Origin of the sequence: Acidaminococcus sp. AM33-14BH, assembly GCF_003603525.1 — a bacterium.
GTDB classification, from domain to species: domain Bacteria; phylum Bacillota; class Negativicutes; order Acidaminococcales; family Acidaminococcaceae; genus Acidaminococcus; species Acidaminococcus intestini.
In genome coordinates, this window is sequence record NZ_QTNG01000002.1 from 209,065 (window position 1) to 234,910 (window position 25,846).

At 52.0% G+C, this 25,846-nt stretch carries 29 protein-coding genes; 10 read left to right on the forward strand and 19 right to left on the reverse strand.

All coding sequences use genetic code 11. From position 1 onward, the window contains the following. Window positions 1-7 precede the first annotated feature (7 nt). The 5 genes from DW817_RS02420 to rpsF all read right to left on the reverse strand — a co-directional run bounded on the left by DW817_RS02420 (window position 8) and on the right by rpsF (window position 3,794). Entirely contained in the window at window positions 8-1,036 is a 1,029-nt protein-coding gene (locus tag DW817_RS02420) for an efflux RND transporter periplasmic adaptor subunit (protein ID WP_243634047.1), read from the reverse strand. Next, window positions 1,017-2,615, reverse strand: a complete 1,599-nt coding sequence (locus tag DW817_RS02425; RefSeq protein WP_021737381.1) for an efflux transporter outer membrane subunit — start codon at window positions 2,613-2,615, stop codon at window positions 1,017-1,019. Before DW817_RS02425 ends, DW817_RS02420 begins: the two co-directional genes overlap by 20 nt. A gap of 181 nt (window positions 2,616-2,796) precedes the next feature. Then, window positions 2,797-3,033, reverse strand: a complete 237-nt coding sequence (gene rpsR, locus DW817_RS02430; RefSeq protein ID WP_026385409.1) for a 30S ribosomal protein S18 — start codon at window positions 3,031-3,033, stop codon at window positions 2,797-2,799. Window positions 3,034-3,050: 17 nt separating this feature from the next. Beyond that, window positions 3,051-3,491 (reverse strand): single-stranded DNA-binding protein, encoded by a 441-nt coding sequence (locus DW817_RS02435; RefSeq protein WP_035224766.1) that lies wholly within the window; start codon window positions 3,489-3,491, stop codon window positions 3,051-3,053. 18 nt (window positions 3,492-3,509) lie between these two features. Beyond that, window positions 3,510-3,794, reverse strand: a complete 285-nt coding sequence (rpsF, locus tag DW817_RS02440; RefSeq protein WP_009015739.1) for a 30S ribosomal protein S6 — start codon at window positions 3,792-3,794, stop codon at window positions 3,510-3,512. Window positions 3,795-4,073: 279 nt separating this feature from the next. On the opposite strand from rpsF, the gene DW817_RS02445 reads away from it, so the two are divergent. Genes DW817_RS02445 through DW817_RS02460 form a run of 5 tightly spaced genes read left to right on the forward strand, consistent with a single transcriptional unit; the run spans window position 4,074 to window position 8,011 of the window. Continuing rightward, window positions 4,074-5,228, forward strand: a complete 1,155-nt coding sequence (locus DW817_RS02445) for a cysteine desulfurase family protein (protein ID WP_035224763.1) — start codon at window positions 4,074-4,076, stop codon at window positions 5,226-5,228. Further along, window positions 5,215-5,571, forward strand: coding sequence for a hypothetical protein (locus tag DW817_RS02450; RefSeq protein ID WP_120110833.1), 357 nt, complete (start codon window positions 5,215-5,217; stop codon window positions 5,569-5,571). Before DW817_RS02445 ends, DW817_RS02450 begins: the two co-directional genes overlap by 14 nt. 3 nt (window positions 5,572-5,574) lie before the next feature. After that, window positions 5,575-5,751, forward strand: a complete 177-nt coding sequence (locus DW817_RS10585) for a hypothetical protein (RefSeq protein ID WP_014128038.1) — start codon at window positions 5,575-5,577, stop codon at window positions 5,749-5,751. After that, on the forward strand, window positions 5,748-6,821 hold the full coding sequence (mnmA, locus tag DW817_RS02455) for a tRNA 2-thiouridine(34) synthase MnmA (RefSeq protein WP_120110836.1): 1,074 nt from the start codon (window positions 5,748-5,750) through the stop codon (window positions 6,819-6,821). The genes DW817_RS10585 and mnmA overlap by 4 nt, the downstream gene beginning before the upstream one ends. Next, a complete protein-coding gene (locus DW817_RS02460; protein ID WP_120110840.1) occupies window positions 6,818-8,011 on the forward strand; it encodes a DNA polymerase IV in 1,194 nt (397 codons plus the stop codon). The genes mnmA and DW817_RS02460 overlap by 4 nt, the downstream gene beginning before the upstream one ends. Before the next feature lie 37 nt (window positions 8,012-8,048). Here the strand turns inward: DW817_RS02460 and DW817_RS02465 are convergent, their stop codons facing one another. The 6 genes from DW817_RS02465 to DW817_RS02490 all read right to left on the reverse strand — a co-directional run bounded on the left by DW817_RS02465 (window position 8,049) and on the right by DW817_RS02490 (window position 12,914). Then, a complete protein-coding gene (locus tag DW817_RS02465; RefSeq protein WP_009015734.1) occupies window positions 8,049-8,603 on the reverse strand; it encodes a manganese efflux pump MntP family protein in 555 nt (184 codons plus the stop codon). Continuing rightward, complete coding sequence (locus tag DW817_RS02470; protein WP_009015733.1) at window positions 8,603-8,920, reverse strand: hypothetical protein; 318 nt, start codon at window positions 8,918-8,920, stop codon at window positions 8,603-8,605. Before DW817_RS02470 ends, DW817_RS02465 begins: the two co-directional genes overlap by 1 nt. Before the next feature lie 65 nt (window positions 8,921-8,985). Further along, window positions 8,986-10,221, reverse strand: coding sequence for a Xaa-Pro peptidase family protein (locus tag DW817_RS02475; protein WP_014128037.1), 1,236 nt, complete (start codon window positions 10,219-10,221; stop codon window positions 8,986-8,988). Between the two features lie 73 nt (window positions 10,222-10,294). Next, complete coding sequence (gene bioA / locus DW817_RS02480) at window positions 10,295-11,635, reverse strand: adenosylmethionine--8-amino-7-oxononanoate transaminase (protein ID WP_120110844.1); 1,341 nt, start codon at window positions 11,633-11,635, stop codon at window positions 10,295-10,297. Window positions 11,636-11,650: 15 nt separating this feature from the next. Then, complete coding sequence (gene bioD, locus DW817_RS02485) at window positions 11,651-12,337, reverse strand: dethiobiotin synthase (RefSeq protein ID WP_120110848.1); 687 nt, start codon at window positions 12,335-12,337, stop codon at window positions 11,651-11,653. Between the two features lie 25 nt (window positions 12,338-12,362). Then, window positions 12,363-12,914, reverse strand: a complete 552-nt coding sequence (locus DW817_RS02490) for a biotin transporter BioY (RefSeq protein WP_009015729.1) — start codon at window positions 12,912-12,914, stop codon at window positions 12,363-12,365. A gap of 194 nt (window positions 12,915-13,108) precedes the next feature. Here DW817_RS02490 and larE point away from each other — a divergent pair, with 194 nt between their 5' ends. Genes larE through larC form a run of 3 tightly spaced genes read left to right on the forward strand, consistent with a single transcriptional unit; the run spans window position 13,109 to window position 15,926 of the window. Beyond that, the gene (gene larE / locus DW817_RS02495) at window positions 13,109-13,852 is read left to right on the forward strand and encodes an ATP-dependent sacrificial sulfur transferase LarE (RefSeq protein ID WP_243634048.1); all 744 of its coding nucleotides are present in this window, start codon (window positions 13,109-13,111) and stop codon (window positions 13,850-13,852) included. Then, window positions 13,852-14,607, forward strand: a complete 756-nt coding sequence (larB, locus tag DW817_RS02500) for a nickel pincer cofactor biosynthesis protein LarB (RefSeq protein ID WP_120110854.1) — start codon at window positions 13,852-13,854, stop codon at window positions 14,605-14,607. Before larE ends, larB begins: the two co-directional genes overlap by 1 nt. Further along, window positions 14,604-15,926, forward strand: coding sequence for a nickel pincer cofactor biosynthesis protein LarC (gene larC / locus DW817_RS02505; protein ID WP_009015726.1), 1,323 nt, complete (start codon window positions 14,604-14,606; stop codon window positions 15,924-15,926). The genes larB and larC overlap by 4 nt, the downstream gene beginning before the upstream one ends. Window positions 15,927-16,139: 213 nt before the next feature. Here the strand turns inward: larC and pepV are convergent, their stop codons facing one another. Next, window positions 16,140-17,516, reverse strand: coding sequence for a dipeptidase PepV (pepV, locus tag DW817_RS02510; protein ID WP_009015725.1), 1,377 nt, complete (start codon window positions 17,514-17,516; stop codon window positions 16,140-16,142). A 570-nt stretch (window positions 17,517-18,086) separates the two neighbouring features. Between pepV and DW817_RS02515 the strand changes: the two genes are divergently transcribed. Both DW817_RS02515 and DW817_RS02520 read left to right on the forward strand, forming a co-directional pair. Further along, complete coding sequence (locus tag DW817_RS02515) at window positions 18,087-19,277, forward strand: amidohydrolase (RefSeq protein ID WP_021736999.1); 1,191 nt, start codon at window positions 18,087-18,089, stop codon at window positions 19,275-19,277. A 3-nt stretch (window positions 19,278-19,280) separates the two neighbouring features. Further along, window positions 19,281-20,693, forward strand: a complete 1,413-nt coding sequence (locus DW817_RS02520) for a YfcC family protein (RefSeq protein ID WP_120110857.1) — start codon at window positions 19,281-19,283, stop codon at window positions 20,691-20,693. Between the two features lie 398 nt (window positions 20,694-21,091). Here DW817_RS02520 and DW817_RS02525 read toward each other — a convergent pair whose 3' ends face one another. From DW817_RS02525 to DW817_RS10930, 7 genes are all read right to left on the reverse strand, one after another. After that, window positions 21,092-21,295, reverse strand: coding sequence for a DUF951 domain-containing protein (locus DW817_RS02525; protein ID WP_009015722.1), 204 nt, complete (start codon window positions 21,293-21,295; stop codon window positions 21,092-21,094). Continuing rightward, entirely contained in the window at window positions 21,285-21,953 is a 669-nt protein-coding gene (locus DW817_RS02530; protein ID WP_009015721.1) for a CBS domain-containing protein, read from the reverse strand. Before DW817_RS02530 ends, DW817_RS02525 begins: the two co-directional genes overlap by 11 nt. Window positions 21,954-21,965: 12 nt before the next feature. Then, complete coding sequence (locus tag DW817_RS02535) at window positions 21,966-22,670, reverse strand: ABC transporter ATP-binding protein (protein WP_009015720.1); 705 nt, start codon at window positions 22,668-22,670, stop codon at window positions 21,966-21,968. Further along, window positions 22,670-23,455 (reverse strand): ABC transporter ATP-binding protein, encoded by a 786-nt coding sequence (locus DW817_RS02540; RefSeq protein WP_120110862.1) that lies wholly within the window; start codon window positions 23,453-23,455, stop codon window positions 22,670-22,672. The genes DW817_RS02535 and DW817_RS02540 overlap by 1 nt, the downstream gene beginning before the upstream one ends. Beyond that, on the reverse strand, window positions 23,452-24,399 hold the full coding sequence (locus DW817_RS02545; protein ID WP_021736997.1) for a branched-chain amino acid ABC transporter permease: 948 nt from the start codon (window positions 24,397-24,399) through the stop codon (window positions 23,452-23,454). The genes DW817_RS02540 and DW817_RS02545 overlap by 4 nt, the downstream gene beginning before the upstream one ends. A 12-nt stretch (window positions 24,400-24,411) precedes the next feature. Further along, window positions 24,412-25,305 (reverse strand): branched-chain amino acid ABC transporter permease, encoded by an 894-nt coding sequence (locus DW817_RS02550; protein ID WP_016459854.1) that lies wholly within the window; start codon window positions 25,303-25,305, stop codon window positions 24,412-24,414. A gap of 114 nt (window positions 25,306-25,419) precedes the next feature. Then, on the reverse strand, window positions 25,420-25,818 hold the full coding sequence (locus DW817_RS10930) for an ABC transporter substrate-binding protein (protein WP_021737006.1): 399 nt from the start codon (window positions 25,816-25,818) through the stop codon (window positions 25,420-25,422). Between the last annotated feature and the right edge of the window lie 28 nt (window positions 25,819-25,846).

Below are 25,846 nucleotides of genomic sequence, written 5' to 3' on the forward strand. Positions count from 1 at the left end.
TCACCCTTTACAGTTTGATTTTGACCGTAGCCGGCATTCCCATGCGAAGCAGATTATCAGGGTCTTCTACATAGACCCGGACTTCATAAAGAAGGGCCGAACGCAGGTCCTTTGTTTCCACATTTTTAGGCGTAAATTCGGCTGTTCCTGAAATATAGCCTACTTGTCCCTGAATCGCGTGATTGGGGAAACTATCGATATAGACGCTGGCCTGACTGCCTTCATGAAGTTTTCCTAAATCAGATTCCTTGACATAAACGCGGACCCATTTTTTTGTGTTGAGGGAAATTCGAAAGACCGGTTTCTGCGGGGAAGCCATATCCCCCACTTCAAGGAGCCGTGAACGGATCACCCCATCTTGAGGGGCCTTGAGTTCATATTGACCGAGGGTATACTGAAGTTCTTTCAATTCCTGGGTCAGACTCTCCAGTTTGGCTTCTCCCGACGCAATGTCCTCTTTTCGGGGACCGGCCAGAGCAAGCTCATAATTGGCCTGGGCCTCATTGGCGCGGGCCGTAGCCGCGTCAAGCTTGCTTTTTACATCATCGAGGGATTCATCACTGATGGAGCGGCCCTGGGACGCATCGTAAGCCGCTTGCTTGCGTTCATATTCACGTTGGAGAAAATCTCGATTCGCCGCTGTTTCCTGGGCTTTGGCAACAGCCTGATCAAGTTCCTGCCTGCGGGTCCCATTATGCAGCTTATCCACAACGGCCTGTTGGGCTGCCACTCGGGCTTCCGCAATTTTCACCTTATATTGGAGCGCATCCGAATCAAGACGGGCAAGGACCTGGTCTTTCTTGACCGCATCCCCTTCCTCGACCAGGATTTCAGCAATGCGGTCACTGTTCTTGAACGCAAGGGAAACTTCCCTCAGGTCGACATTTCCATTGAGGGTCAGCGTCTGGGCAGCCAGTTTCGCTTCATGCCGCTCATATAAGGTCACACCGCCACCAATGATAAAAAGGGCAGCAAGGATTCCTATAGCGGCCTTTCCGGCCTTTTTCCCCCAAAGGCTATTGATGAATTCTTTCATGAGCCTCGTTTCCTTTCTCTTCATACGGTCCGCCGTCTGTCAGCGCCGACTGATGACGCTTGACAGCGCTCCCGTTTCCTTCCTCAAGCGGTCCCCAACCACCTCCAAGGGCCTTGAAAAGGGAAATCAAGGAAGACAGTTCCTTTCCCTTAGAGACCGTATATTTCTGGTCAGCCTGCAGATAGGCCCGCTGGGCATCCAGCACATCCAGATAGGTCCCCAGCCCGCTGTGATAGTTATGGCGGACCAGTTCATAGGCTTTATGGGAAGCGGCCCGTCCTTTCTGGAGGGTCAGGGCGGCAGCATGATCTTCAGCAATGGCAGCCATGGACGATCTGACTTCCCCCGCTGCTTTGAGGACCATCTTTTCATAAAGGGCTTTCTTTTCCTTTTCCGCGGCCTTTTGGACAGCTACATTCTTTTTGAGGGCTCCGCCATAAAACAGAGGATAGGAAATCTGGGGAACCAGGGAAAATCCCTGACTGCCGGCTGAGAAAAGCCCCCCGCCAAGGGTCGCAAAGCCAAGCAGCCCTAGGATGGAAAATTTAGGTTTCAGTGCGGCCCGTGCTTCATCAGTCCGGGCTATCTGAGCCGCCCAAGCGCGTTCAGCGGCATGGATATCCGGCCGCTGCCTCAACAGGTCCGCCGGAATGGCCCCATAAAGACGTGCATCAATATCGGGAAGCGGCTGAGGTGTCCGCAGCTTCTGGTCAAGAAAGCCCGGGACAGTGCCGGTCAAAAGGGCAATCCGCGAAAGGGTGCCGGCAATTTCCTTATCGAGGGCGGGCAATTGGGAACGGGTACTATAGAGGGTATATTCCGACTGCTGAAGGGGCACATCGGAAAGAAGCCCCGCCTTGCGGTTGACCTGCAGCAATTCCAAGGTTTCTTCCTCACTGGCAATGTGGGATGCCGTAACCATCCGCTCTGCCTGCAAAGTCCGCAGGGTGATGTAGTTTAAAGCCAGTTCAGCCGATAAACTGACCCACACTTCATATAGTTTGGCGTTTTGGGCCTGAAGGGTATCGGAAGCTGCCCGCACCTTGGCTTTTGTCCTTCCAAAAACGTCTAGTTCCCACGACGCGTCAATCCCGGCAAAGGATCCGTCTGTCTGCGGGTCAATCCCCATCTGGTCCCGTACAGGACCTTCGGGAAGCACCCCGTCAACCACGTGATCCGGCACGTTTCCCCGCATCCATCCCCCATTCAGATTAATCCAGGGAAGCCGGGCAGACTCTGCGATCCCAACTTGGGCCCGAGCTTCAGAAAGCCGGGAACGGGCGGCTTCAAGATCTTTATTGTTCTCAAGGGCCAAAGAAATGAGTTCTGTCAGCGTGTCATCATGGAAGAGTTCCCACCAGCTAGCCAGCTGTTGCTGCGATAGCGAAGCATCCACGTCATCCCGGACGTACGGGTTCCCATAAGACGTCGCCAAATCGATCCAAGAAGGATCCTTTTGCCCCGCCGCTCCAGAAAAAGTCTGCGGAGCGGATTTGGCCGCTGAGGCAAGGGCCGGAGCAAAGGACCCTACAAGCCAAAGAAAAGACAGGCCAAGGGATGTCTGTTGAAGGAAGTTCACCCCATCCACCTCCCACCAATTAAAAAAATGATATATTATCAACAATTATCTATTCAAAGTATAGGGTTTTATGTAAAGAAATTCAAGGTGGAGTCTCTTTTCTTCTTTCAGCCAAGGCATAGGCACAGAAAAAAGGGCTGTACAATGAAGCAACGCTTCATTGTACAGCCCTTTAAGCTCCTTATTCTGCCGTAAACGGCAGCAGAGCAACGTTTCTGGCGCGCTTGATAGCAATCGTCAGCTGACGCTGATGCTTTGCGCAGGTACCGGTAATGCGGCGCGGCAGGATCTTGCCACGTTCGGTGATGAACTTGCGCAGTTTTGCGACATCCTTGTAGTCGATTTCTTCGACTTTATCAACGCAGAAGGAGCAGACCTTTCTTCTCGGTCTTCTGTTTCCGCGGTCACGCTTGTTAATCATGTATTTCCCTCCTATCAGAATGGGATTTCTTCGTCAAAACCCATGGGAGAGCCAAAGCTTTCCATGCCCCCTTGGTTCTGGGCATTTCCGCTCTGGGAAGGCGCGCTGCCTTGAGAAGAAGGAGCCGGGGAACCCGAACCCTTTCTTTCAATGAATTCAACCCGATCTGCGATGACTTCCGTGACCCAATGACGGTTCCCGTCCTTGTCATCATAGGAACGGATCTGCAGGCGTCCTTCCACGAGGGCCCTTTGTCCCTTGAGTAAGCTGTTCCCACATAATTCAGCGGTTTTATTCCAAGTTACGATGTTGATAAAATCCGCTTCGCGCTGGCCGTTCTTCGCAGTAAAGGGACGGTCCACCGCCAGAGTAAAGGTGCAGACGGTACGTTCCGTAGGAGTTACCCGTACTTCCGGATCGCGTACGAGCCGGCCTAACAAAAATATCCTATTCATACACCAAATCCTCCTTGCTTACTCGCCCTTGCGGATGATCATGTGACGCAGAATTTCGTCGGTAATCTTCATCACGCGGTCCAATTCCTTAACGGCGGCAGGTTCAGCACTGAAAGTGGTCAATACATACAAGCCATCTTGGATGTCCTGGATGGGATAAGCCAGGTGCTTTTTGCCCCACTTATCGGTCTTTTCGATAGTGGCGCCGTTAGCCGTCAGAAGGTCGTCGAATTTCTTTACGACAGCGCTATAAGCTTCCTCTTCAACCGGCTTTACGATGTACATGACTTCGTAGTTATTCACGAAATCACCTCCTCCTTTGGATTTGCTTCCCTACGATGGGAGCAGAAGAAGTATATACTTTCATATATACAGCTTGACTATTTTACCATGCTTCATGAAACATTTCAAGAACTTTTCCACGGCATTTTTTCTAGGAAAATGGCCGTTTCTTGCCATCTGATTGTCCCTTTGGCAAAGGGGCAGTACCTAGAACAGCCACTTTGGTGTATAATAAGGAAACCAAAAACCGGGATCCTTCCCTTTCAAGGAAGTTTTTCCCCTGAAAAAAGGAGTTCCATCATGTTCTACTATTTGGATCAAGCGGCCACCACCGCCCTTTATCCCGAAGCCCTCAAGGCGATGATGCCCTATCTTACAGAAGCTTACGGCAATCCTTCAAGCCAGCATCCCAAGGGGCAGGAAGCGGCCCGCGCCCTTATTATGGCACGGGAACAGGCAGCCCGCGCCCTATCCGTCCACCCGTCAGAAATCACCTTTACGGGCGGCGGCAGCGAAAGCGACAACCAGGCCTTGATTACAGGGGCCCATATAGGCGCCCAAAAAGGAAAGCGTCATCTTATTTCCACCGTCATGGAGCATCATGCCGTGCTCCACAGTCTGAGGCGCCTCAAGGAAGAAGGCTTTGAGGTCACGCTGCTTCCCATTTCAAAAGATGGATTCGTCAGTCCCGAAAGTGTCAAAAAAGCCCTGCGCCCAGATACGGCCCTCGTCAGCGTCATGGCGGCCAATAACGAGATTGGCACCATCCAGCCCATCGAGGCCATAGGGACCCTGTGCCATGAAAAAGGCGTTCTCTTTCATACGGATGCCGTACAAGGGGCGGCCCATATGGACCTTGATTTTACAAAAGGGGTCATTGACATGGCGTCTTTTTCAGCCCATAAGTTCCATGGACCCAAAGGTGTTGGAATCTTATATGCAAGGCAGGGCATCGAGCTTGAAAGCCTCATCGAAGGCGGGGCCCAGGAACGGGGCAAACGGGCGGGAACAGAAAATATCCCGGCCATTGTCGGTATGGCCGCAGCCCTTGAAAAAGCCATGCAGGAAAAGGCTGCGGAAAGCGCCCGCATCCGGTCCCTCAAAGAGCGTCTGCGGAAAAAACTGCTGGCCCTTAAAGGCGTGCGGCAAAACGGCGCCCTTTCTCCCAGCCTTCCGGGAACGCTCAACATGACCTTTGACAGCGCCCCATCAGAAGCCCTCCTGCCCCTATTGGGCATGGACGGCATCTGTGTTTCGGCAGGCTCCGCCTGTGCTTCCGGCTCACCGGAACCTTCCCATGTGCTTCTTGCCTTGGGGCTTTCAGCCAAACAGGCCCGCTCGTCCATCCGGTTCAGTCTTGGTGCAGACCTTGACGAAAAAGACATCGATACCATTGCGGAAATTGTCATCGGTCACGTTACGGCCCTACGAAACCTGCACCATGCTGACCAATAAGGAAATACAAATCTATGGTCCCCTTCAAAAGCTAAAGATTCTCTATGAGGGTTTCCCTCATCCGCCCATCGTGACCCTTGACGAAGGCCTTGCCCTTGCGGAAACCATGAAGGCTGTGGCGGTAAAGGACCTTTTTGGGGAGGCACCCAAAAAGAAGCTGTTCTTCCTGTTTCTCCTTGCTGAAGGAGAGTTCTTTACAGGAAAAGCCCTTCAAGAAACGCTTGGAGCAGGACATCTTACTTTTGGAGATAAAAAGATAAAAAGGCCCTTTCCCGTCTCCTTTGCTGTGAAAAAGGGGCTGTATCGGCCTTGGAACTGCTTTTTGGTACGAAACAAGCCGTAACACTTGCTCATTTCCCGTATCCTCTTATCGAAAAAGGACCTAATCTTCCATCCCTTCCGTAATGATAAGTCCCTCAAGATTGCCGCAAAGGACCTTATCAGCCGATTCTGGCCCACTATGGGTCACATTCCCCGCATCATCGATGCGTCAATTATAGATGCCAAGGAGGAATCCCTATGAAAGCACTCATCGCCATGAGCGGCGGCGTTGATTCATCCGTAGCCGCAAAACTTATGCTTGATCAAGGATATGAATGTGTAGGCTGCACCATGAAGCTCTACAACAACCCCGATGCCGGCTGCAGTAGCAAGACCTGCTGCAGCATCCGGGATGTGGAAGACGCCCGCAGCGTCGCTGTCCGTCTGGGCATGCCTTATTTTGTCTTTAACTACATGGACGAATTCCGTCGGGATGTCATGGAAACCTTCGCCCGTTCCTACACCCTCGGGAAAACACCAAATCCCTGCATTGACTGCAACAAGTTCCTGAAATTTGGCGCCCTATACGAACGGGCAAAGGAACTAAGCTGCGACACCATCGTCACCGGTCATTACGCCCGCATACGGAAACGCAATGGCTGCTATGAACTGCTCCGCGCCAAAGATCCAAAAAAAGACCAGAGCTATGTCCTGTATAACCTCACGCAGGAACAGCTCGCCCACACGCAGTTTCCTTTGGGCGACTATGAAAAGACCCATACCCGGGAAATTGCCGAAGAAAGCGGCTTCATCAATTCCCACAAGCCTGACAGCCAGGACATTTGCTTTGTGCCCAACGGAACTTATACAGAGGCCGTACAGCGCATCCTTTCCTATGAGCCCCAACCAGGTCCTTTCCTCACCTTGGACGGGAAGGAAATCGGCACACATAAAGGCATTATCTACTATACCATTGGACAGCACAAGAAGCTGGGACTTCCCCAACCCGATGGACCGCTTTATGTCATAGCCATCGATCCTAAGAAAAACGCGGTCATTGTAGGTCCTTCACAGGCTCTTTTCCGCCGCGATGCAGCCGTAAAGGAAGCCAACTGGATTTCCGGCAAGGTCCCGGACGCACCTTTTGCCTGCCTTGTCAAGGTCCGTTATCGACAGGAAGCGCAGCCGGCCATCGTCACCCCAACCGGATCCGATACCTTCTCCATCCTTTTTGACGAGCCCCAGCGCGCCATTACACCAGGGCAGTCCGCTGTCCTCTATGGCCTTGGTGATGAAACAGACGTCGTTATAGGCGGCGGGATTCTCCAATGAAACCCGTTTCTTCCAACAGACCACGCTGGATCATGCACGTTGATATGGACGCATTCTTTGCCTCCGTTGAGCAGCTGGATCATCCAGAATACCGCAACAGACCCGTCATCGTCGGCGGGCTTTCCGGAAGGGGCGTTGTCTCCACGGCCTCTTATGAAGCCCGGCGCTTTGGTGTCCACTCGGCCATGCCCATGAAGGAAGCCCTGGAGCGGTGCCCTAAGGGCATCTTTGTCGAAGGCCGCTATGGAAGATACTTGGAACTGTCCCAAAAGATCCGTCAAATCTTCCATGAATTTTCTCCCCTTGTGGAACCGCTTTCCATTGACGAGGCTTTTTTGGACCTAACAGGCATGGAACGCCTTGTAGGTGACATCCCCGCCCTTGGCCTCCGCATCAAGGAACGCATCAAAAAGGAAACGGGCCTTACAGCATCTGTTGGCCTTGCTCCCAATAAGTTCCTCGCAAAACTCGCCAGCGACCTCAAAAAACCCGATGGCCTTGTCATCATCCGGCAGAGCGAGGCAGCCTCACGCATCGCCCCTCTTCCGATTTCCCGCATCTTCGGCATTGGAGCAAGGTCCGCCTCCCTTTTAACGCGCTTTGGCATCAGGACCATCGGGGACCTTGCCGCCTGTGACGTGTTCCTTCTTTCCCCCCTTTTCGGGAAAAATACGGAAACCATCCTACGCTTTGCCCACGGTCTTGACAACCGTCCCGTCATTCCTGATGAAAAGCGTCAATCCCTTGGCCGGGAACTGACCTTTGAAAAAGACCTGCGAGATCATGCAGTCATCCTGGAAATCCTTTGGAACCTCTCCCAAGAAGTGGGCTTTCGTCTTCGAAGTGCTGGCCTTTCCGGATATACGGTCACGCTAAAGATGAAGACACAGGATTTCAAGGTCCATACGAGAAGCCTTTCCTCTGACCTGCCCCTGCAGCTGGATGAAGAAATCATGGAACGCGTCAAGATCCTGACCCGCAGGAACCCCCTACGGGATCCTGTAAGGCTCCTTGGCGTAACCGTGAGCCACTTGGTCCCACAGGAAAGTTCTGAGCAAAATCTCTTTTCCAAAAGCGACCGCAATACCCAGCGAAGCCTTGCTGTGGATGCCCTGAAGAAACGATTTGGGGAAACCATCATCAAAAAAGGGGCCCCTCCCATCCCCTATAAAAAAAGCCACGATCTTTGAACGCACTCAAGCGTCCAGATCGTGGTTTTTCAATCTCTCAAAAAAAGTAATGGCCAAGGAGACTCTTTATCCCTAAGCCGACAAGTACAAGGCCGCCCATCAATTCCGCTTTGGCTTTTCCTTTCATTCCAATATAGGATCCAAAAACACAGCCCATAAAGGATAAACAAAAGGTGATTGTCCCAATTTCAAGGACCGTAGGTCCAATGTCGAGCCCTTCAAAGGCAAAGCCCACACCGACGCCCAAGGCGTCGATGCTGGTAGCAACCGCAAGGCCCAACATCGTCAAAGGTCCTGTAATGACCTTGCAGGAGACTTCTTCATGTGCCTCCTTGATCATTCCAATGCCAATCCAGGAAAGGATCAAGAAAATGATCCAGTGGGCATAGGCATCTACCCAAGCGGCAAAATACAGGCCCAAATGATAACCTAAAAAAGGCATCAAAGCCTGAAAGATACCAAACCAAGCCCCGTACTGAAGGCCGCCCCTAAATTTCCGATCCTCGGCAAGGCGCATGCCGCCGCAGACAGAAACTGCAAAAGCATCCATCGACAGGGATACAGCAATGAGAAAAATCGTCAGTGCTGTCATCAGCGGCGTTTCCCATAAAGGGCCTCATATACCACCATGGTCAGTGCCCGAAGGACCTTCAGTTCCTTTTCATTGTGGCGTTTATCCTCACTCATCTTGCCAAAGATAGGCAGGCTCACCTTCATCATCTGTTTGGTGATCCCGTGCTGCCGGACGCCGCCAGCCATGACGGATTGACCGATTCCGTCCAGGACGGTAAGGGCCATGCGTTTTTCCCGGCCTTCCAGTTTTGTGTTGCCCAGGATCTGTTTCTTGATGACTTCCTGTTGTTCCTGGAAATCCTCTTTTGTCAGGATATAGGTTTCTTCATCTGCCATAAGGCTCCCCCCTCAGGTTGGACTCATGCCCTATATTGTATCACGGAGTGTCCTTTTTGGCGAGTTCATTTGATGACAGCAAGGGGAACCGGGCCGCCCGTAAGGCAAATAGGCCCATCCTTCCCAATGAAATAGGTATTTTCCGTGCCCACCATGCCAATACCGGGAAGGCCAATCTTCGGTTCCACGGCAAGGACCATGTTCTCCTTGACCATATCCTTCACACCGTGAGTGATGACGGGGGTCTCATCCATAACAAGACCGATGCTGTGGCCCAAGAAACGGCCGCCATTCATGAAATACGGTTCGTAGGCTGGATCAAAATGTGCCATGACCGTATCATAGACATCGCCAAAAACAGCTCCGGGCTTCAAAAGGGAAACGGTTTCCTTTTCAAGGGCCAGACAGTAGGCATAGGCCTTCAGGATCTTTTCGCGGTCAGGATCCCGATTCAGGTCCCCATAGTAATAGACCACGGTCTTATCCGTATTGTAGCCATCGACCCCGCAGGAAATATCAAGATAGACAAGGCGACCCCGTTTAAGGAGACGGAAGGCCGACCCAATGCTCTGGACAGCCACGCAGGTTCCGCCCGTGCCGCCAGGACCGTCAAAGGCCGTACGGACAAGGGCACTTTTCCCAAAAGAGGCCAGCCCAATGACATCTTCCCCGGTCGGTCGATTGGTCCGGGCCACACCATGGCTTCCCAGAAGGAGCATCTTGAGATAAAGACGGACGGCCAGTTCCGCCTCGCTGATGCCTTCGTGAAGGAAGGGGGCCACATCATGGATCAGAACCTGTTCGTGGATGCGTCCCGCCCGCGTCAAAAGTTCCAGTTCATAATCACTCTTGATGCTGCGCAGCTGTGCAAGGACAGGGGTCAGGTCCCGCTGCTGCTTCATGGGAAAATACTTCTGGAAAAATCCCAGCCATTCAAGGCTGGTATGCTTGTTATCCAAATAGATGACAGACGGTATATCTTTTCCGTAAAACTCTGCTGGCTGGCGAAAACTGTGCATGCGGCGAAGCATGGATTCCGGCAGGAGAGATTCATTTTTGGCCCGGGCAAGGCTCCGCCGAACCCAGAGGATGGCATCCTCCGGCCGGATGATGAAGGCCCCATCCTGCATGGTTCCCGCAAAATAATACATATCGATTTTATCCGTAATGACCGCCATTTTCCATGCCGGGTCGCGTTCTGTCATAACGCGGCGGAAAGAATCCAGACGGTTTGTCAGTTCCTTTAGGGGGACACGACGCAGCTCATCACTCATAAAGGCATCATGTTCAAGGATGGCCATTTTCCATCAGCTCCTTTTTTTACAAGGGTACGGCCCTTATTATAGGAGCTTGAGCCAAAGAGTGCAATGCCTCTTAAGAAAGGCTTTGGAGTACGTCTTCAAGGACATCCAGGGCAAAAGTCAGCTCTTCCCGGGAAATCGTAAGGGGCGGATTGAAATAGATCACATCTCCCAAAGGCCGCAGCAAAAGCCCCTTGGAAAGCGCTTTCTGATAAAGTTCATAGCCCATGCGGCGGGAAGGATCATACGGCGTCTTCTTCTTTTTATCCGCCACCAGTTCCAAGGCATGGATCAGTCCGATATGCCGGATTTCCCCGACATGGGGATGTTCCCCTACGCGCTGGGTAAGCTGCTCCGTAAGCCAGGGGGCAAGGGTTTGGGCCTTTTTGAGGACACCATGGTCCATAAGTTCATCCAAGACGCCATGAGCCGCCGCGCAGCCCAAAGGATTTCCTGCATACGTGTGGCTGTGGACAAAAGCCTTGTGCTCGCTGTAATCCGCATAAAAAGCATTGTAGACAGCATCCGTCGTGAGCGTGATGGACATAGGCAGATAACCGCCGGTAAGTCCTTTGGAAACGGTCATGATATCCGGCGTGATTCCTGCATGGTCACAGGCAAATAGTTTTCCCGTCCGGCCAAATCCCGTGGCAATTTCATCACAGATAAGAAGCACATTATAGGCATCGCACAGCGCCCGCAGTTTTTTCAGATACACGGCCGGATAAACGCGCATACCGGCGCAGCCCTGCAGGAGTGGTTCCACGATGAGGGCACAGGTTTCCTTGGCAGATTGGGCAAAGGTTTCCTCCGCGTACTGGATGCAGTCTCCCTGGCAGTTTTCCCGCGTCTTATGAAAAGGACAGCGGTAGCAGTCCGGGGCCTTTACATGGATATTATCCATCATCATGGGCTGATAGAGCCTTGCAAATTGATCCATGCTCCCTACGGAAAGGGCCCCGATGGTCTCGCCGTGATACCCATCGGAAAGGCACATGAAGCGGGTCCGTTCACCGTGGCCTGTCTGGAGTTGATACTGGAAGGCAATCTTGAGGGCGGCCTCAACCGAGGAAGATCCATTATCGTTGAAATGGAATTTTGTCAGCCCCTTAGGCAAAAGGGGCAGGAGCCTTTCTGTAAGGGTAATGGCCGCTTCATGGGTGCAGCCGGCAAAGATCACATGTTCGAGCTTTTCCAGTTGGGCCTTGATGCGTTCATTGATGACGGGGTTGCCATGCCCCAGGAGATTGGCCCACCAGGAACTGATGATATCAAGATAGGCCTTCCCCTTTTCATCATAGAGCCAGGCCCCTTTTGCGTGATCCACAAAAAGGGGCGGCAGGCTTTCATAATCTTTCATTTGGGAGCAGGGATGCCAGATATGAGCAAGATCCCGCTGCTGATAATCATTCATGGAATAGCTCCTTTCTTATTCGTATAGGGCGGCAAGGCGGTCTGCAGACAAGGAAAGATCCCTATCGCCGTCCTTGATGCCGGCAAGGATGGGAAGCCCCGTGAGCGCCTCTGTCATGGCCCAATTATCTTGCTGCATGGGATCGGTCTCATCCCAATGGTTAAAGAAGAACCCTTTTGCACGGATTCCCCGTTCCTTCAGATAACGCGCCGTAAGAACCGACGCATTGATGGTTCCAAGACCTGCGTCCGCCACAATGACACAAGGGAGCTTCAAGGCAAGGATTACATCTTCGAGCAGCAGCCGCTTTTCCGATTCCCAAGAAAGAGGGCAAATAATGCCGCCGCTGCCTTCCATAGTCAGATAGTCATGACGGGCCAAATGGCGGGCGTAATCTTCCTGGATCCTTGTAAGGTCAATGGAATCCTTATTCCAGCGGGAGGCCAGATGAGGTGATACGGCCTCTTTGTAGATATAGGTCACAAGATCCCCCGCCGCTTCGGAAAGCCCGGCCGCCATTTTCATAAACTGGGCATCGCCGGGAATCAGTCCCCCGTCTTTTCCTGTTTCGGCTCCGCTCAGGGCCGCTTTATAATAGCTTCCGTCATACCCATGCTCCCTCAGTTTCTTCACCATGAGGGCTGTGACGAAAGTTTTTCCCACATCCGTTCCTGTACCTGTAACAAACAATCCTCTTCCCATGTTCTTCCTTCTTTCTTTTCCTTTTTTACTTGATCCAAAGACCGATCCGGTAGGCCCGCTCCCCAATAAGGGCGGCCACGGCACAAATGACAAGGTCGGGGACAATCTGCAGCACCGCACAGTACCAAAGCATGACACCGAAAGTCATGGTGCTTTGCAGCAAATATCGGCTCACTGCATAAAAATAAGCGATGCCTACGGTGTAAACAATGACAAGGCCGATGAGATGCGCTGTCAGCTGCTTTTTGAACGTAATCGGGCCGCTGCGCCGGATGTACGTTCCCCCAACATAAGCCTGAAGCATGAAAGCCACAAGATAGCCGAAAGTCGGCTGCAGGATGTAGCTGGGGCCGCCCCCTGAAGCAAAGACTGGCAGACCAACAAGGCCCATCACCGTATAGGTCAGGACAGCAAGCGCCCCTAAGCGGCCGCCGAGCAAGGCGCCGGCAAGAAGGGTGGCTAAAAACTGTAGGGTATAGACCGTTGAGCCAAGAGGAATACGGATAATGGCACCGATGGCAATAAGCGCTACAAAGAGGCTCGAGAGGACGAGTTCACGTAGATTTCTTGTTTGCATGGTTTCACCTCGATTCGAAATCCTTTTTACTCTACGGCGCCGCCAGCCTTTAGTCAACCTAGTATTTTACTATGGTTAACGCATTAATTGATAGAGGGCCTGTCTAAAAAAATTCACGCTTCTTTTTTCCTGAAATCCAGCTCATCAATGATATAATGGGGACAGAAAAAAGTCCTTAAAAAGGAGTGATTCCCATGGACCTCAAAGCCTTTTTTGAGGCACATCCCCGAGTTGCCATTGCCTTTTCAGGCGGTGTGGACTCTACCTATCTTGTGACAGCCGCGGCCCAGTATGCCCAGTCTGTCCATGCCTATACGATTGATTCCGCTTTTGTCCCCCGCTTTGAGCTGGAAGGGGCCAAAGCGCTGACAAAAAAGATTGTCATTACTCACACGCTCCTTCCCATTGATGTCCTGCAAAATGAAACCGTTGTCCAAAATCCGAAAGACCGCTGTTATTTTTGCAAGAAAGCCGTTTTTTCCACCATTTGGAAAGCCGCCAAAAAAGACGGCTACAATCTTCTCCTTGACGGCACAAACGCCTCCGATGACGCTTCCGATCGGCCGGGCATGAAAGCCCTTGCAGAACTGGACGTCCTTTCACCCCTGCGCCTGTGCGGCCTTACCAAATCCTTGATCCGGGAAAGAAGCAGGGCCCTAGGGCTTCCCACCTGGAACAAGCCCTCCTATGCCTGCCTTGCCACGCGGATTCCCACAGGGGAACCCATTACGAAAGAAAAATTGGAACGGACTGAATGGGCGGAGACCTACCTCATGGGCCTTGGGCTTTCCGATTTTCGGGTCCGGCTCTTTGCTGACTGTGCCAAGCTGCAGGTAAAGGAAGCTCAGATCCCTCTGCTCTTACAGCACAGGGAGGATATCCTTGCCGTGCTCCGAACCCGCTATGACGGGGTCTTCCTGGATTTGGAGGTGCGCTGATGGCTGCCCTTGAAAAGATTCTTCAGCAAGTCAAGGAAGGAACCCTATCCATTGAAAAGGCCTCCCTCAGCCTGCGCAAGGCACCCTTTGTCGATTTGGGCTATGCCCAAGTTGATACGCAGCGGGGCCAGCGGCAAGGGATTCCGGAAGTCATCTACGGAGCCGGAAAAACCGCCGCGCAGATTGAAGGCATTGCCCAAGTCCTCAAAAAGGAAAGTGACAGTCCTGTCCTCATTACCCGCCTGTCCCAAGAAAAAGCCGAACAGATTCAAAAGACCCTGCCCCTCCATTACGAAGCGACGGGACGCATAGGCATCCTAGGTTCTTTTCCCGAGCCAACGGGGCATGGAACCATCCTGATCCTTTCAGCCGGAACCAGTGACCTTGCCGTAGCTGAAGAGGCACGCCTCACAGCCCTCGCGCTCGGAAACCGGGTCAAAGCCATCCAGGATGTGGGCGTTGCCGGTCTCCACCGCCTTCTTAGCCATCTCGATGACTTGATGGAAGCCTCCGTCATCATTGCCATTGCGGGCATGGAGGGCGCGCTTGCCAGCGTTGTCGGCGGCCTTGTCCGCTGTCCCGTCATTGCCGTCCCCACCAGCGTTGGCTATGGAGCTAACTTCAAGGGCGTCACGGCCCTTTGTGCCATGCTGACAAGCTGTGCCAGCGGCGTGTCCGTCGTCAATATCGACAATGGATTTGGTGCCGCCTACCAGGCCCACCTCATCAACCATGTGAAAGGAACAAACTCATGAAACTGCTCTATTTTGACTGCTCTATGGGAGCTGCCGGTGATATGATCACAGCTTCCCTCCTTTCCCTTTATCCCCATCCAGAGGAAATCCTTCCCCGCCTGAATGCCATAGGCATCCCCAACGTTACCTATACCCTTCTTCGAGGGGAAAACTGCGGAATTTCCGGACTCATGATGCGTGTCCTAATCGGTGGCAAGGAGGAAAAGACCCTCGATGTCCTGGACCATGAAGCCCTTGCGGGCCTTTCTCCTACGGGCCCTGTACCAACCGGGGACGCAGGGCATCACGAGCACCACCATGAACATACACACCATCATGAACACAGGGAACCTGGGCATCACGACCATCACCATTCCCATCATAACCTGTCCGATATCAAAGCCATTGTAAAGGACCTTCATTTGACAGATTCCGTCAAGGCCGATGTCCTTGCTGTCTATGATGCCCTTGCCGAAGCTGAAAGTCGGGCCCATCAAAAACCAGTCTCGGAGATTCATTTCCATGAAGTCGGAAACCTTGACGCCATTGCCGATATTGCGGCGGCCTGCTACCTCATCCATGATCTGGCGCCTGAAAAGATCATGGCCTCTCCCATCCACATTGGCTCTGGCTTCGTCCATTGCGCCCACGGCATCCTTCCCGTACCGGCGCCGGCCACGGGCTACCTGCTCGAAGGGATTCCCATCTACGGCGGGACCATTCAAGGGGAACTATGCACACCGACAGGAGCAGCCATCCTGAAGCATTTCGTTCAACACTTTGGTCCCCTTCCCGTCATGACCACAAAAGCCATTGGCTATGGACTCGGCCACAAGGTCTATCCCGTGGCCAATGTACTCCGTACCCTTTTGGGAGAAACGGGGGAAAAGGTCCGCAGCTTATGGCATCTTACCTGCCAAATTGATGATATGACAGGCGAGGAAGCTGCGTTTGCCATGGAAGCATGCCGCAAAAACGGGGCTCTTGACGCCTACATGACTCCCATCTACATGAAAAAATCCCGCCCCGCCCTTGCCCTGACGGTCCTTTGTGAAGAAACGGACAAGGCTGCCCTTGTTCGGACCCTCTTTGCCCACACCTCTACCTTGGGCGTCCGGGAATATCCTTTTTCCCGCTACGAAATGGAGCGTTCCACCTATTCTATTTCTGTTGAAGGAAAGCAAATTCATATCAAACGGGCTTCCGGCTACGGTATATCGCGAGAAAAGGCAGAATATGAGGACCTGTCACAGCTTGCCGCAACTGAGGGAATTTCTCTTCGGCAGGCCAGGGAACGGGTACAGCAGGCTTTATGGCTGGCGCGTCAAACAGCAAAATAACGGCTTGTACTAAAAAGCAAAAAAGCTGCGGAGCAAACGCTCCGCAGCTTTTTTGCAAGAATAAGACATCATCCGGTACCCCAGCGAAAATCAAATGGGGTTTGATGTAAGAAAAAGTTGCAGTCTGAAGACAAGGTTCGTAGGAAAGGGATCTATGTGGGTACGATTAGACAGGGAATGCCAAAGTGCCGGATGAAGAAAGCAGGGTCAAGCCTATTTAGCCAAACGATACATAGCTTCGGCGTAAATCTGGGCATTTTTCATGAGGATCTCAATTTCCCAGAATTCGTTGGGGAGATGTTCACGAACCGTATCACCCGGGAAAATGGGTCCAAAGGCAACGATATTAGGAATGGCCTTGGCATAGGTGCCGCCGCCGATGCTCATGGCGCCGCCCGTAAGACCCGTCATTTCATGATAGACATCGAGCAGGGTTTGGACATAAGGGGTCTTTTCATCTACGTAGAGGGCACCCTTGTGTTCTTCGCTGGTCAGTTCAAAACCAGCCTTCTTAAAGGTTTCGGTCAGCTTGGGAGCACAATCTTCATAAGTCTTTGTTACAGGATACCGATAGTTGATCTTTACGGTCAGGTGATCGGCATCTCCTTCCAGGATACCCATGTTGAAGGACAGTTTGCCCGACACTTCATCTTCCAGACCAATGCCAATCTTTTCACCATAAGGATCCATCCCAATCTTGTCAGCAAGGAAAGTCACCGCCTCTTGGAGGCCCTTGGACAGAGGGAACTCCTTGATGCCAAGGAGCAGCTTGCCAATCGCGTTTTCACCCAGTTCCGGATGGGAACCGTGTGCTTCCTTACCGTGGGTCGTAACCTTGAAGCCGCCTTCTGTGAGTTCGACGGTCATTCCGTCTTTCCCATTAAAGCGGGAGACAAGCGCTTTAGCTTCTTCACTGGGCGCAGCAAATTCCGCTTCACACAGGGCAGGAACAATATTGTAGGCCGTACCGCCTTGGATACGGACAAGCTTTACCTCGCCATCCTGCGTGAAGTGCGTCGTATAGTCGGCATTGACGATTCCTTTTTCCCCGTTGATGAGAGGATATTCTGCATCGGGCGTAAATCCGCAAACTGGGACCTCTCCGCCTTTTTCGAGATAATAATCCATATCGGCAGCACCGGTTTCCTCATTTGTTCCAAAGAGGATACGGATACGGCGTTTCAGGGGCAGGCCGGCATCAACGATGGCTTTCATGCCATAAAGCGCCGCAATGGCTGGCCCCTTATCATCCATGGCACCGCGTCCATAGACATTCGTGTCATCAACCTCACCGCTGTAGGGATCCTTATCCCAGCCTTTGCCTTCAGGAACGACGTCCAAATGGCCAAGGATGGCCACCATTTCATCACCTTCGCCAATTTCGGCCCAACCCATGTAGTTATCTACGTTCTTGGTACGGAAGCCCATGTCTTCGCAGACTTTCAGCATATAAGCAAGGCACTTGGCAGGGCCTTCACCAAAAGGCATTCCCGGTTTAGCTTCTTCCTGGACGCTGCGGATCTTGATTGCTTCCGACAGGGTCTTGAGCAGCGCTTGTTTTTGACGAGCAACGGATTCTTTGAGTTCCATCGTGATTCCTCCTCTATATGTCCATTCCAAAATGACAGGGCTGAAAAGAAACAGCAGGCTGAAGGCTGCATCCCAATTCGTCAGCAAGCTTCAAAAAAAGGAAGCTCATTCCCATCATAAAGGGGATTTCTAAAACTTCATGACTCTATTGTATCCAGTTTTCAGAATTATGTCAATAATATCGTATCATTTGTAATAATATCGTTATTTTTCTTTCTTTTTCTTCTCTTTTTACCAAAACTGTCCACTTTTCCCAAAAAGAGCCTCCCGGCATCCTTCAAAAACCTTCAAATAAAGGGGATTGCAGAAAATCCTTCCTTAATGTCCGCATAAAAAGGACAAAGCTTTTTCCCTTTTCTTCTATTTTTTTCTTTTTTAGAAAAATCGGCCACTAAAAGAGAAAGGCTTTTCCTGTATCAATTGATACGATTTTCAAGAAAGGTATTGTCAGAATTACCCTTTTTTAGGAAATTTTTACTTTAGTAAGGTACTTTGTGCTATCATGGGACGTATCAAAAACTGAGCATCAGGACAAGGTCTTGAAGCCATTAAAAGGAAAGGAAGTCTATCATGAACAAAATCATCATAGAACAAGTCGCCAAACACCGCAAAGAAGCCGAAACCTTGGTCCGCGCTTTTTATGACCATCCGGAGATTTCCATGGAAGAAACCGCTTCCAGCCGTGCCATTGTTGATGCCCTTGCCCCCTATGGCTTTACCATTGAATACCCCTTTATGGAAAAAGAGCTCGGCTATGATACGGCCTTTCGCGCCACACTGAAACGAGGGGAAGGTCCAAAATGTTCCATCATGGTCGAATACGATGCCCTGCCAGGCATTGGTCACGGCTGCGGGCATAACCTGCATGGTCCCCTGTCGGTTCTTGCAGGCATTGTTCTTAGTGAGCTTCCAGAAGACGCATTTCACGGGACGCTCGAAGTCATTGGGACACCGGCGGAGGAAACCGTTGGCGCCAAACTCATCTTTGCCAAAGAAGGAGTCTTTGACGGGGATGCCCTTGCCATCATGATGCACAGCACGTCAGGCGGCATAAGCCGCACCAATACGCAGGCCAATGCCCTGCGTGCCTACGAAATCACCTTTACGGGGAAAACGGCCCATGCGGCTGGCGATCCTTGGGATGGACACAACGCGCTGACTGCCCTGCGCAAATTTCTCGATCTGGTAGACGCCCGACGGGATTCCTTCCATCCCTTTACCATTGCCAGCGGCATCATCACTGAAGGCGGCAAGGCCCCCAATGTCGTGCCTGATCGGGCCGCCCTCCGCTTTGAATTCCGCTATCCTGTCAAACGGGAAATTGAACGCTTGGACCGGATCGTCAAAAACTGTGCCAAAGGAGCCGCCCTTGCCCTTGACTGCAGTGTGGAATTTACCCTCGCAGGGCCTGACTTTGACGACATGGTGCGGGTTCCTCTTTTAGAAGAAAAGATTAAGGAACTCTTCACCTCCTATGGGGAACCTGTTGGGGACCCCCTGCCACCGGGCGGCTCGACAGATGCCGGCAATGTAAGCTACCGCTGTCCGACGCTCCATGCCTATATCTCGATTTCGGACAAGGCCTGTCCCGGCCACTCGACAGCCCTGCGTGATGCCACTATAACCCCCCACGCCTTAGATCAAATGGCCAAAGGGGCTGCCGTCATCGCGGAAATGGTCCTGACCGTATTTAACGACGCCGGATACCGTGTGGCCGTGCAAAAAGAATTTGAGCAATCCGTTACAGGAAAGGAAGGATGACCGATGTCTGAAGAAACGGAAAAAACCCCCGATCAGAAAAATTCCCGGTGGGCCCTGCCCCATGTTTTTGTCCTGCTGTTTGGCATTATTGTCTTTGCAGCCATCATGACCTGGATCCTGCCGGCTGGCGACTTTAACCGCGTCACCAACAGTGCGGGCCAAAAGATTGTCCAGGCCGGTACCTATCACCTTGTCAAAGCTCATCCGGTCAGTTTTTTTGAAATGTTCAAATGTATTTACCTTGGCATGAAGGACGCGGCGCCGGTCATTCTCTTTCTCTTCATTGCCTACGGCTTCATTGGCCTCATCATTGGCTCCGGTGCTTTTGACGGGCTGGTTGCCAAGCTCCTGCGCGTGGTCCGCGGCAGGATGCGGGTCCTCATCATTCCCCTTTTCATGACAGTCATCAGCTTTGCCTCCTCGACAGTTGGAATTTCCGAAGAAGCCTTGCCCTTTATCCCAATTTTTGTAGGCATCACCATTGCCATGGGATATGACGCCATCGTTGGCCTTGCCATCGTTTCCTGTGCCACAGCCATCGGCTATGCAGGTGCCTTTATGAACCCCTTCACCGTAGGAACGGCCCAAGCCATTGCGGAGCTTCCCATCATGAGCGGCTCGGGCTTTCGGATTCTCTCCCACCTTGCCATGATTGCCGTGGCTTCCCTTTATACCATCCGCTACGCGCTCAAGGTAGCTAGGAATCCCCAAAAAAGCCTTGTCTACGGGACCAAGAATGAATTTGCCATCACGGAAGAAGAACTGCAAAAGCATCCCTTCACCTTCCGTCATATCCTCATCCTCCTGGTCTTTTTCGCTGGGGTCATTGCCTTGGTCTATGGCTGCAAATATTACGGCTGGTACTTTACGGAACTATCCGCCCTCTTTATGATCATGGGACTCATTTCCGCCATCCTTGTCGGTTGGAATCCGAACCAGATTGCCCGCAGCCTTGAAAAAAGCTTCCGGGACATTTCAGCAGCCTGCATGATGATCGGCTTTGCCCGTGGCATCCTCATTGTCATGCAGACAGGCCATATTATGGACACCTTCGTCTACGGCATGTTCATGCCCCTGTCCGCGCTGCCTCAGCTTGCCGCTGCGGAAGCCATGCTGATTGTCCAGACCCTCCTCAATTTCCTCATCCCCTCCGGATCCGGCCAGGCCGTTGTTTCCATGCCAATCATGGCCCCCTTGGCAGACCTGCTCGGTATGAGCCGCCAGCTTGCCGTCCTCTGTTTCCAGTTTGGTGACGGCCTTTCCAACATCATGTGGCCTACAACCACGCTTCCCATCGCCTGCGGCATTGCCGGCGTTTCCATGATGAAATGGTGGAAGTTCTTTACCCCGCTGTTCATCATGCTCGTCGGGGTCCAGGCCATCATGGTGGCCATTGGGTTTGTCATTGGCTACTGAGCGTCAACGGAGCTGCCTCAAATCAGCCCAACAACTAGACCGATTTGAGGCAGAATATGAGCCCCTTGCCTTAGCTAACGCAAGGGGCTCATTGCTTATCCTGCAACGTAAGCGCAGGTTTGGGTTAAGACTCTTGGCTTTTATTTGGCTGCTGCAAGGGGCTGGTCTTTTAAAAGATAACGATGGCGCTTGGAATGATCCGCATTCCTATTCTCCCTCTTGCTTTCTGCACAACAGCTATGTTGTCTTAGACACATTTCGTATTTATGGGTCAGCTCAATACATAAAGAAAAAAGACGGCAAAGAAATGGATCTTTCATTTTTTCACAGCCTTTATTTCCTGCCCTTTGAACACACAAAAACCCCCAACCGTGCGGCGGGGGCTTGTTTGCTACCTATCATGATTCTTCCTGATGAACCAGGATATCACGGACGCTTTTCATGAATTTGGCTCGTGGCAGCATCACAAAATGGCCACAGCCCCGGCATTTGATGCCTATATCCATGCCCGTACGGGTAATCTCCCATTCATAAGAGCCACAGGGATGCGCCTTTTTCATTCGTACGACATCTCCTGTGTGGAGCGCAACATCATCCTTCATGGCCTGCCTCCACTCTCAAGGTCGAAACTTCCTTGATATCATAGCCGGCATCGCGGATCCGTTCCACAATATCCATGGCCTGCGTGAGATCAGCGCGGATTGTGACTTCCCGTTCATCGCCAGCAAGCGTCCGGGAGAGGATTGAGATGATGTTTACCCCCCTTTCCGTAAAGATCTGGGATAGTTCGGCAATGACACCCACTTTATCCTTCGTATCGATAACAACCTTCGTTGATGTTTGATTATATCCCATGATATCTACAAAAGCCTTAAAGATATCCGTATCGGAAATGATACCCGTAATATGGTTCGTCCCGTCTACAACAGGCAGGGCCCCAACTTTATGGGTGTACAGCAGGTAGGCGGCGGTTTCGACGCTGTCCGATTCCCGGACTGTCCAGACGGATTTGGTCATGATATCGCTGACCTTAAGTTTTCCCAACAGGTAATTGGCCTCATAACGGTCCAGCACACTTGCATCGCTCGGCGTAGCCCGGGAAACATCCCCGTCCGTAACGATACCCATAAGGAGTCCTTCCTTATCGGTAACCGGGATGCGGCGCAGGTTATTGCTCAGCATCAGTTCCCGCACTTCCAGAAGACTTTGGTCACTGCGGATGGAGATCACTGTCGGTGTCATGATTTCTTTTATGCGCATGTTATTTCCTCCTTAGCCGCCCAGGTAGGCCTTGCGGACGGCCTCACTGGCAGAAAGATCAGCCGCCGGCCCACTGAGGGTGATGCGTCCCGTTTCAAGGACGTAGGCGTAGTCAGCAATGGACAGGGCCATATTGGCATTTTGTTCGACGAGGAGGACCGTCGTGCCTTCCTCGTTGATGGTCTTGATGATGGAAAAGATTTCCTTGACAAGAAGCGGGGCAAGGCCCATGGACGGTTCATCCAGCAAGAGGACACGGGGCCGTTCCATCAAAGCCCGTCCCATGGCAAGCATCTGCTGCTCCCCACCGGACAGGGTCCCTGAAAGCTGGTTCTTTCGTTCAAAAAGGCGGGGGAAGAGCTCAAAGACCTTCTTCTTATCTTTTTCAATGCCGTCCTTGTCCTTGCGGAGATACGCCCCCATATCGAGGTTTTCCATAACGGACATATTGGCAAAGACGTGGCGCCCTTCCGGCACCTGGACGAGACCGGAGGCGACAATCTTATGGGCCGGCGTCCCCGTAATATCCGTCCCATCAAAAAGGATGTTGCCTGAACGGGGTTTGATGAGGCCCGAAATCGTATGGAGCGTCGTCGACTTGCCAGCACCGTTTGACCCAATGAGGGTCACAATCTGCCCATCTTCGACACGCAGACTGATGCCCTTGACGGCATGGATGGCACCATAATAAACTTCCAGATCCTTGACTTCCAGCATTATGACACCTCCTCGCCCAAATAAGCTTCAATGACCCGTTTGTTACGGCGGATTTCATCCGGCGTTCCACTCGCAATGCAAAGTCCATACTCCAGGACATAGATGCGCTGGCAAACTCCCATGACAAGGCCCATATCATGCTCAATCAGCAGGATAGCCAAGTGGAAATGGTCGCGGAGCCAGCGGATCATTTCCATGAGTTCCTTCGTTTCCTGCGGATTCATGCCCGCCGCCGGTTCATCAAGAAGCAGCAACTTAGGTTCCGTCGCAAGCGCCCTTGCAATTTCAAGGCGGCGCTGGGCCCCATAGGGAAGGTTTTTTGCTAGGTCATAGGCATGGTCTTCCAAATGGAAGATTGTAAGGAGCTCCATGGCCTTTTTCGTGACCTCATTCTCTTCCTGGACATATTTACGGGTCCGGAAGATAGCCTCAGGAAGATTGTACCCGATATGCATATGATAGGCAATCTTCACATTATCAATGACGGGCAGCTCCGAAAAAAGGCGGATGTTCTGGAAAGTCCGGGCCATCCCCAGCTGCGTGACCTGATAGGATTTCTTGCCATTGATGCGGACCCCATTAAAGGTGGTATCCCCTTCTGTCGGGACGTAGACCCCTGTAATAAGGTTAAAGGCCGTTGTCTTGCCGGCCCCGTTTGGTCCGATGAGACCGATGAGTTCGTGTTCATCGATATGCATGGAAAGGTTCGAAACGGCACGCAGTCCGCCAAAAACGATGGAGACATTATCAAGATCGAGGAGGCGTTTTTTATCTTCTGCCGTCATGATTTATTTCCTCCCTTCTTGAAGCGCTTGATCATCGCAAGGGACAGTTCCTTGTCACCAAACAGGCCTTGGGGCCGATAGAGCATGAGGACAATCATAGCGATGGAGTAGATGAGCATACGCCATTCCGGAAAATCGGAAAGGGCAGCCGAGATAAAGGTCAGGACAATGGCACCCGTAATTGACCCCGTCATGGATCCAAGGCCGCCCAGGACCACCATGGTCAGGATGTCAAAGCTTCTCATAAAAGTAAAGGACGCTGGATGGGCAATGAAGAAATAGTGGGAAAAGAGCACGCCTGCTGTTCCGGCAAAAGACGCACCGAGCGTAAAGGCCATAACCTTGTAGCGGGTTGTATCGATGCCCATCGTATCAGCGGCAATCTCATTTTCACGAATGGCAAGACAGGCCCTGCCATAGGCGGAATTCTTGAAGTTTTTGATGAAAAAGAGGATTGCAATCATGATCCAAAAGGCCAGGGGAAAGGTCGTCAGGCGGGGAATCCCCATAAGGCCCGACGCGCCGCCTACATACTCGATGTTGAGAATGCAGATGCGGATGATTTCACCAAGACCCAAGGTCGCAATAGCCAAATAGTCCCCATTAAGACGCAAGGTCGGCAACCCGACAAGAAAACCCAACAGGCCTGCGGAAAGGGTGCCTGCGATAAGGGCAACGGGCATATCATAACCCAGTTTGACTGTCATGATGGCTCCCATATAGGCGCCTACCGCAAAAAATCCAGCGTGTCCAATGGAAAACTGCCCCGTATAGCCGTTAATCATATTAAGGCTCGTCGCCAGGATGATGTTGATGATGATAAGGACGAGGTTCAGTTCCCAGAATGCCCCGATGATTTCCATCTCCAAGAGCACATAGAGCACGGCAAAAAGGGCGGCACAAAAACCAAGTTTTTTCAGATCTGCTTTAAGAAATACATTCATCGTGCCACCTCCTTATACTTTTTCACGGATATTCTTGCCAAAGAGCCCCTGCGGTTTGTAAAGCAGGATCAAAATGAGGATGGCAAAGGCAGCTGCATCACGGAACGTCGAGGAGATAAAGCCCGATACAAGGGCTTCTACAATGCCTAGGATGATGCCGCCCACCATGGCACCGGGGATGATTCCAATCCCACCAAGGACAGCCGCCACGAAAGCCTTGATGCCGGGCGCCATCCCCATGAGAGGATCAATCGAATTATAATAGATCCCAACCAGTACGCCGCCAGCAGCAGCAAGGGCCGAACCCAGGGCAAAAGTCATGCTGATGACGCGGTCGATATTGATGCCCATCAAGCGGGCCGCATCGGCGTCAAAGGAAACAGCACGCATGGCCTTGCCGATTTTTGTATAATTGACAATATACGTCAGGGCCAGCATGAGGACAATGGTACTGCCAAGGATGATGATCTGCTGGCTATTGATCACAAGCCCCCCGACATTGTACACAGACGCGGCAAAATCCGAAGAAAACGTACGCGGCTGCGGTGATGCCAGAAGGATCATGCCGTTTTCAAGGAAAAAAGATACGCCAATGGCCGTAATGAGGATGGCAATGCGGGGTGCATTGCGCATCGGCCGATAAGCAACACGTTCAATGAGCATACCGACAAGGGCTGCCCCCGCCATCGCAATCAGAAGGGACGGGAAAAAGGGCAGATGAAAGACTGTTGTCGCAATATACCCAATATAAGCGCCCACCATATAGATATCACCGTGGGCAAAATTGATGAGCTTCAAGATTCCATAGATCATGGTATAGCCCAGCGCAATCAGTGCGTAGATACTGCCCAGGGACAGACCATTGATAAGCTGCTGCAGCAGTTGATGCATAAAACCAGATTCCATAGACATGGCCTCCCTTTTTTCATAATGGCAGCGGCAGAACAAGTCTGCCGCCCTATGGATGGATACGTTCATTCAGGGATCGACTTTCGCACGGAAAGTTTGTTTCCCCTCTTTTCATTCAATGATGACCGCCGATTTGATTGGGTTATGGTCAGCGCAAAAGGTCTTAGTCCCGGAAACACCGGCCATCTCCTTGGTCTTGGACAAAGCTTCGGCGACTTTCTGTGGATCCGCGCTTCCCGCTTCTTCCAATGCCTTAAGAAAAAGCTTGGCCGAATCATAGGCAAGAGCCGCAAAAACATCGGGCCGCTCCTTGTATTCCTTCTGATAGGCCGCGACGAACGCTTGGTTGATGGAAGACGTATCTTCTGCCGAATAGGGACTGGAAAAGCAGCAGCGGTTGAGGTTTTCCACTTGAGCAATTTCCGCAAGACGCTGGGAATCCCAGCCGTCGCCACCGCCCATCAAGATATCAAGCCCTAATTCACGGGCCTGACGAACAATGAGCCCCACTTCTTGATAATAGCAGGAATATAGAGAA

What these genes read in the sequence shown, in the direction of transcription:
- DW817_RS02420 (WP_243634047.1), bottom strand. Translation starts at nt 1,036, where the DNA reads ATGAAAGAATTCATCAATAGCCTTTGGGGGAAAAAGGCCGGAAAGGCC.
- DW817_RS02435 (WP_035224766.1), bottom strand. Translation starts at nt 3,491, where the DNA reads ATGAATAGGATATTTTTGTTAGGCCGGCTCGTACGCGATCCGGAAGTA.
- DW817_RS02445 (WP_035224763.1), top strand. Translation starts at nt 4,074, where the DNA reads ATGTTCTACTATTTGGATCAAGCGGCCACCACCGCCCTTTATCCCGAA.
- DW817_RS02450 (WP_120110833.1), top strand. Translation starts at nt 5,215, where the DNA reads ATGCTGACCAATAAGGAAATACAAATCTATGGTCCCCTTCAAAAGCTA.
- mnmA (WP_120110836.1), top strand. Translation starts at nt 5,748, where the DNA reads ATGAAAGCACTCATCGCCATGAGCGGCGGCGTTGATTCATCCGTAGCC.
- DW817_RS02460 (WP_120110840.1), top strand. Translation starts at nt 6,818, where the DNA reads ATGAAACCCGTTTCTTCCAACAGACCACGCTGGATCATGCACGTTGAT.
- DW817_RS02465 (WP_009015734.1), bottom strand. Translation starts at nt 8,603, where the DNA reads ATGACAGCACTGACGATTTTTCTCATTGCTGTATCCCTGTCGATGGAT.
- DW817_RS02470 (WP_009015733.1), bottom strand. Translation starts at nt 8,920, where the DNA reads ATGGCAGATGAAGAAACCTATATCCTGACAAAAGAGGATTTCCAGGAA.
- DW817_RS02475 (WP_014128037.1), bottom strand. Translation starts at nt 10,221, where the DNA reads ATGGCCATCCTTGAACATGATGCCTTTATGAGTGATGAGCTGCGTCGT.
- bioA (WP_120110844.1), bottom strand. Translation starts at nt 11,635, where the DNA reads ATGAATGATTATCAGCAGCGGGATCTTGCTCATATCTGGCATCCCTGC.
- bioD (WP_120110848.1), bottom strand. Translation starts at nt 12,337, where the DNA reads ATGGGAAGAGGATTGTTTGTTACAGGTACAGGAACGGATGTGGGAAAA.
- DW817_RS02490 (WP_009015729.1), bottom strand. Translation starts at nt 12,914, where the DNA reads ATGCAAACAAGAAATCTACGTGAACTCGTCCTCTCGAGCCTCTTTGTA.
- larE (WP_243634048.1), top strand. Translation starts at nt 13,109, where the DNA reads ATGGACCTCAAAGCCTTTTTTGAGGCACATCCCCGAGTTGCCATTGCC.
- larB (WP_120110854.1), top strand. Translation starts at nt 13,852, where the DNA reads ATGGCTGCCCTTGAAAAGATTCTTCAGCAAGTCAAGGAAGGAACCCTA.
- larC (WP_009015726.1), top strand. Translation starts at nt 14,604, where the DNA reads ATGAAACTGCTCTATTTTGACTGCTCTATGGGAGCTGCCGGTGATATG.
- pepV (WP_009015725.1), bottom strand. Translation starts at nt 17,516, where the DNA reads ATGGAACTCAAAGAATCCGTTGCTCGTCAAAAACAAGCGCTGCTCAAG.
- DW817_RS02515 (WP_021736999.1), top strand. Translation starts at nt 18,087, where the DNA reads ATGAACAAAATCATCATAGAACAAGTCGCCAAACACCGCAAAGAAGCC.
- DW817_RS02520 (WP_120110857.1), top strand. Translation starts at nt 19,281, where the DNA reads ATGTCTGAAGAAACGGAAAAAACCCCCGATCAGAAAAATTCCCGGTGG.
- DW817_RS02525 (WP_009015722.1), bottom strand. Translation starts at nt 21,295, where the DNA reads ATGAAGGATGATGTTGCGCTCCACACAGGAGATGTCGTACGAATGAAA.
- DW817_RS02530 (WP_009015721.1), bottom strand. Translation starts at nt 21,953, where the DNA reads ATGCGCATAAAAGAAATCATGACACCGACAGTGATCTCCATCCGCAGT.
- DW817_RS02535 (WP_009015720.1), bottom strand. Translation starts at nt 22,670, where the DNA reads ATGCTGGAAGTCAAGGATCTGGAAGTTTATTATGGTGCCATCCATGCC.
- DW817_RS02540 (WP_120110862.1), bottom strand. Translation starts at nt 23,455, where the DNA reads ATGACGGCAGAAGATAAAAAACGCCTCCTCGATCTTGATAATGTCTCC.
- DW817_RS02545 (WP_021736997.1), bottom strand. Translation starts at nt 24,399, where the DNA reads ATGAATGTATTTCTTAAAGCAGATCTGAAAAAACTTGGTTTTTGTGCC.
- DW817_RS02550 (WP_016459854.1), bottom strand. Translation starts at nt 25,305, where the DNA reads ATGGAATCTGGTTTTATGCATCAACTGCTGCAGCAGCTTATCAATGGT.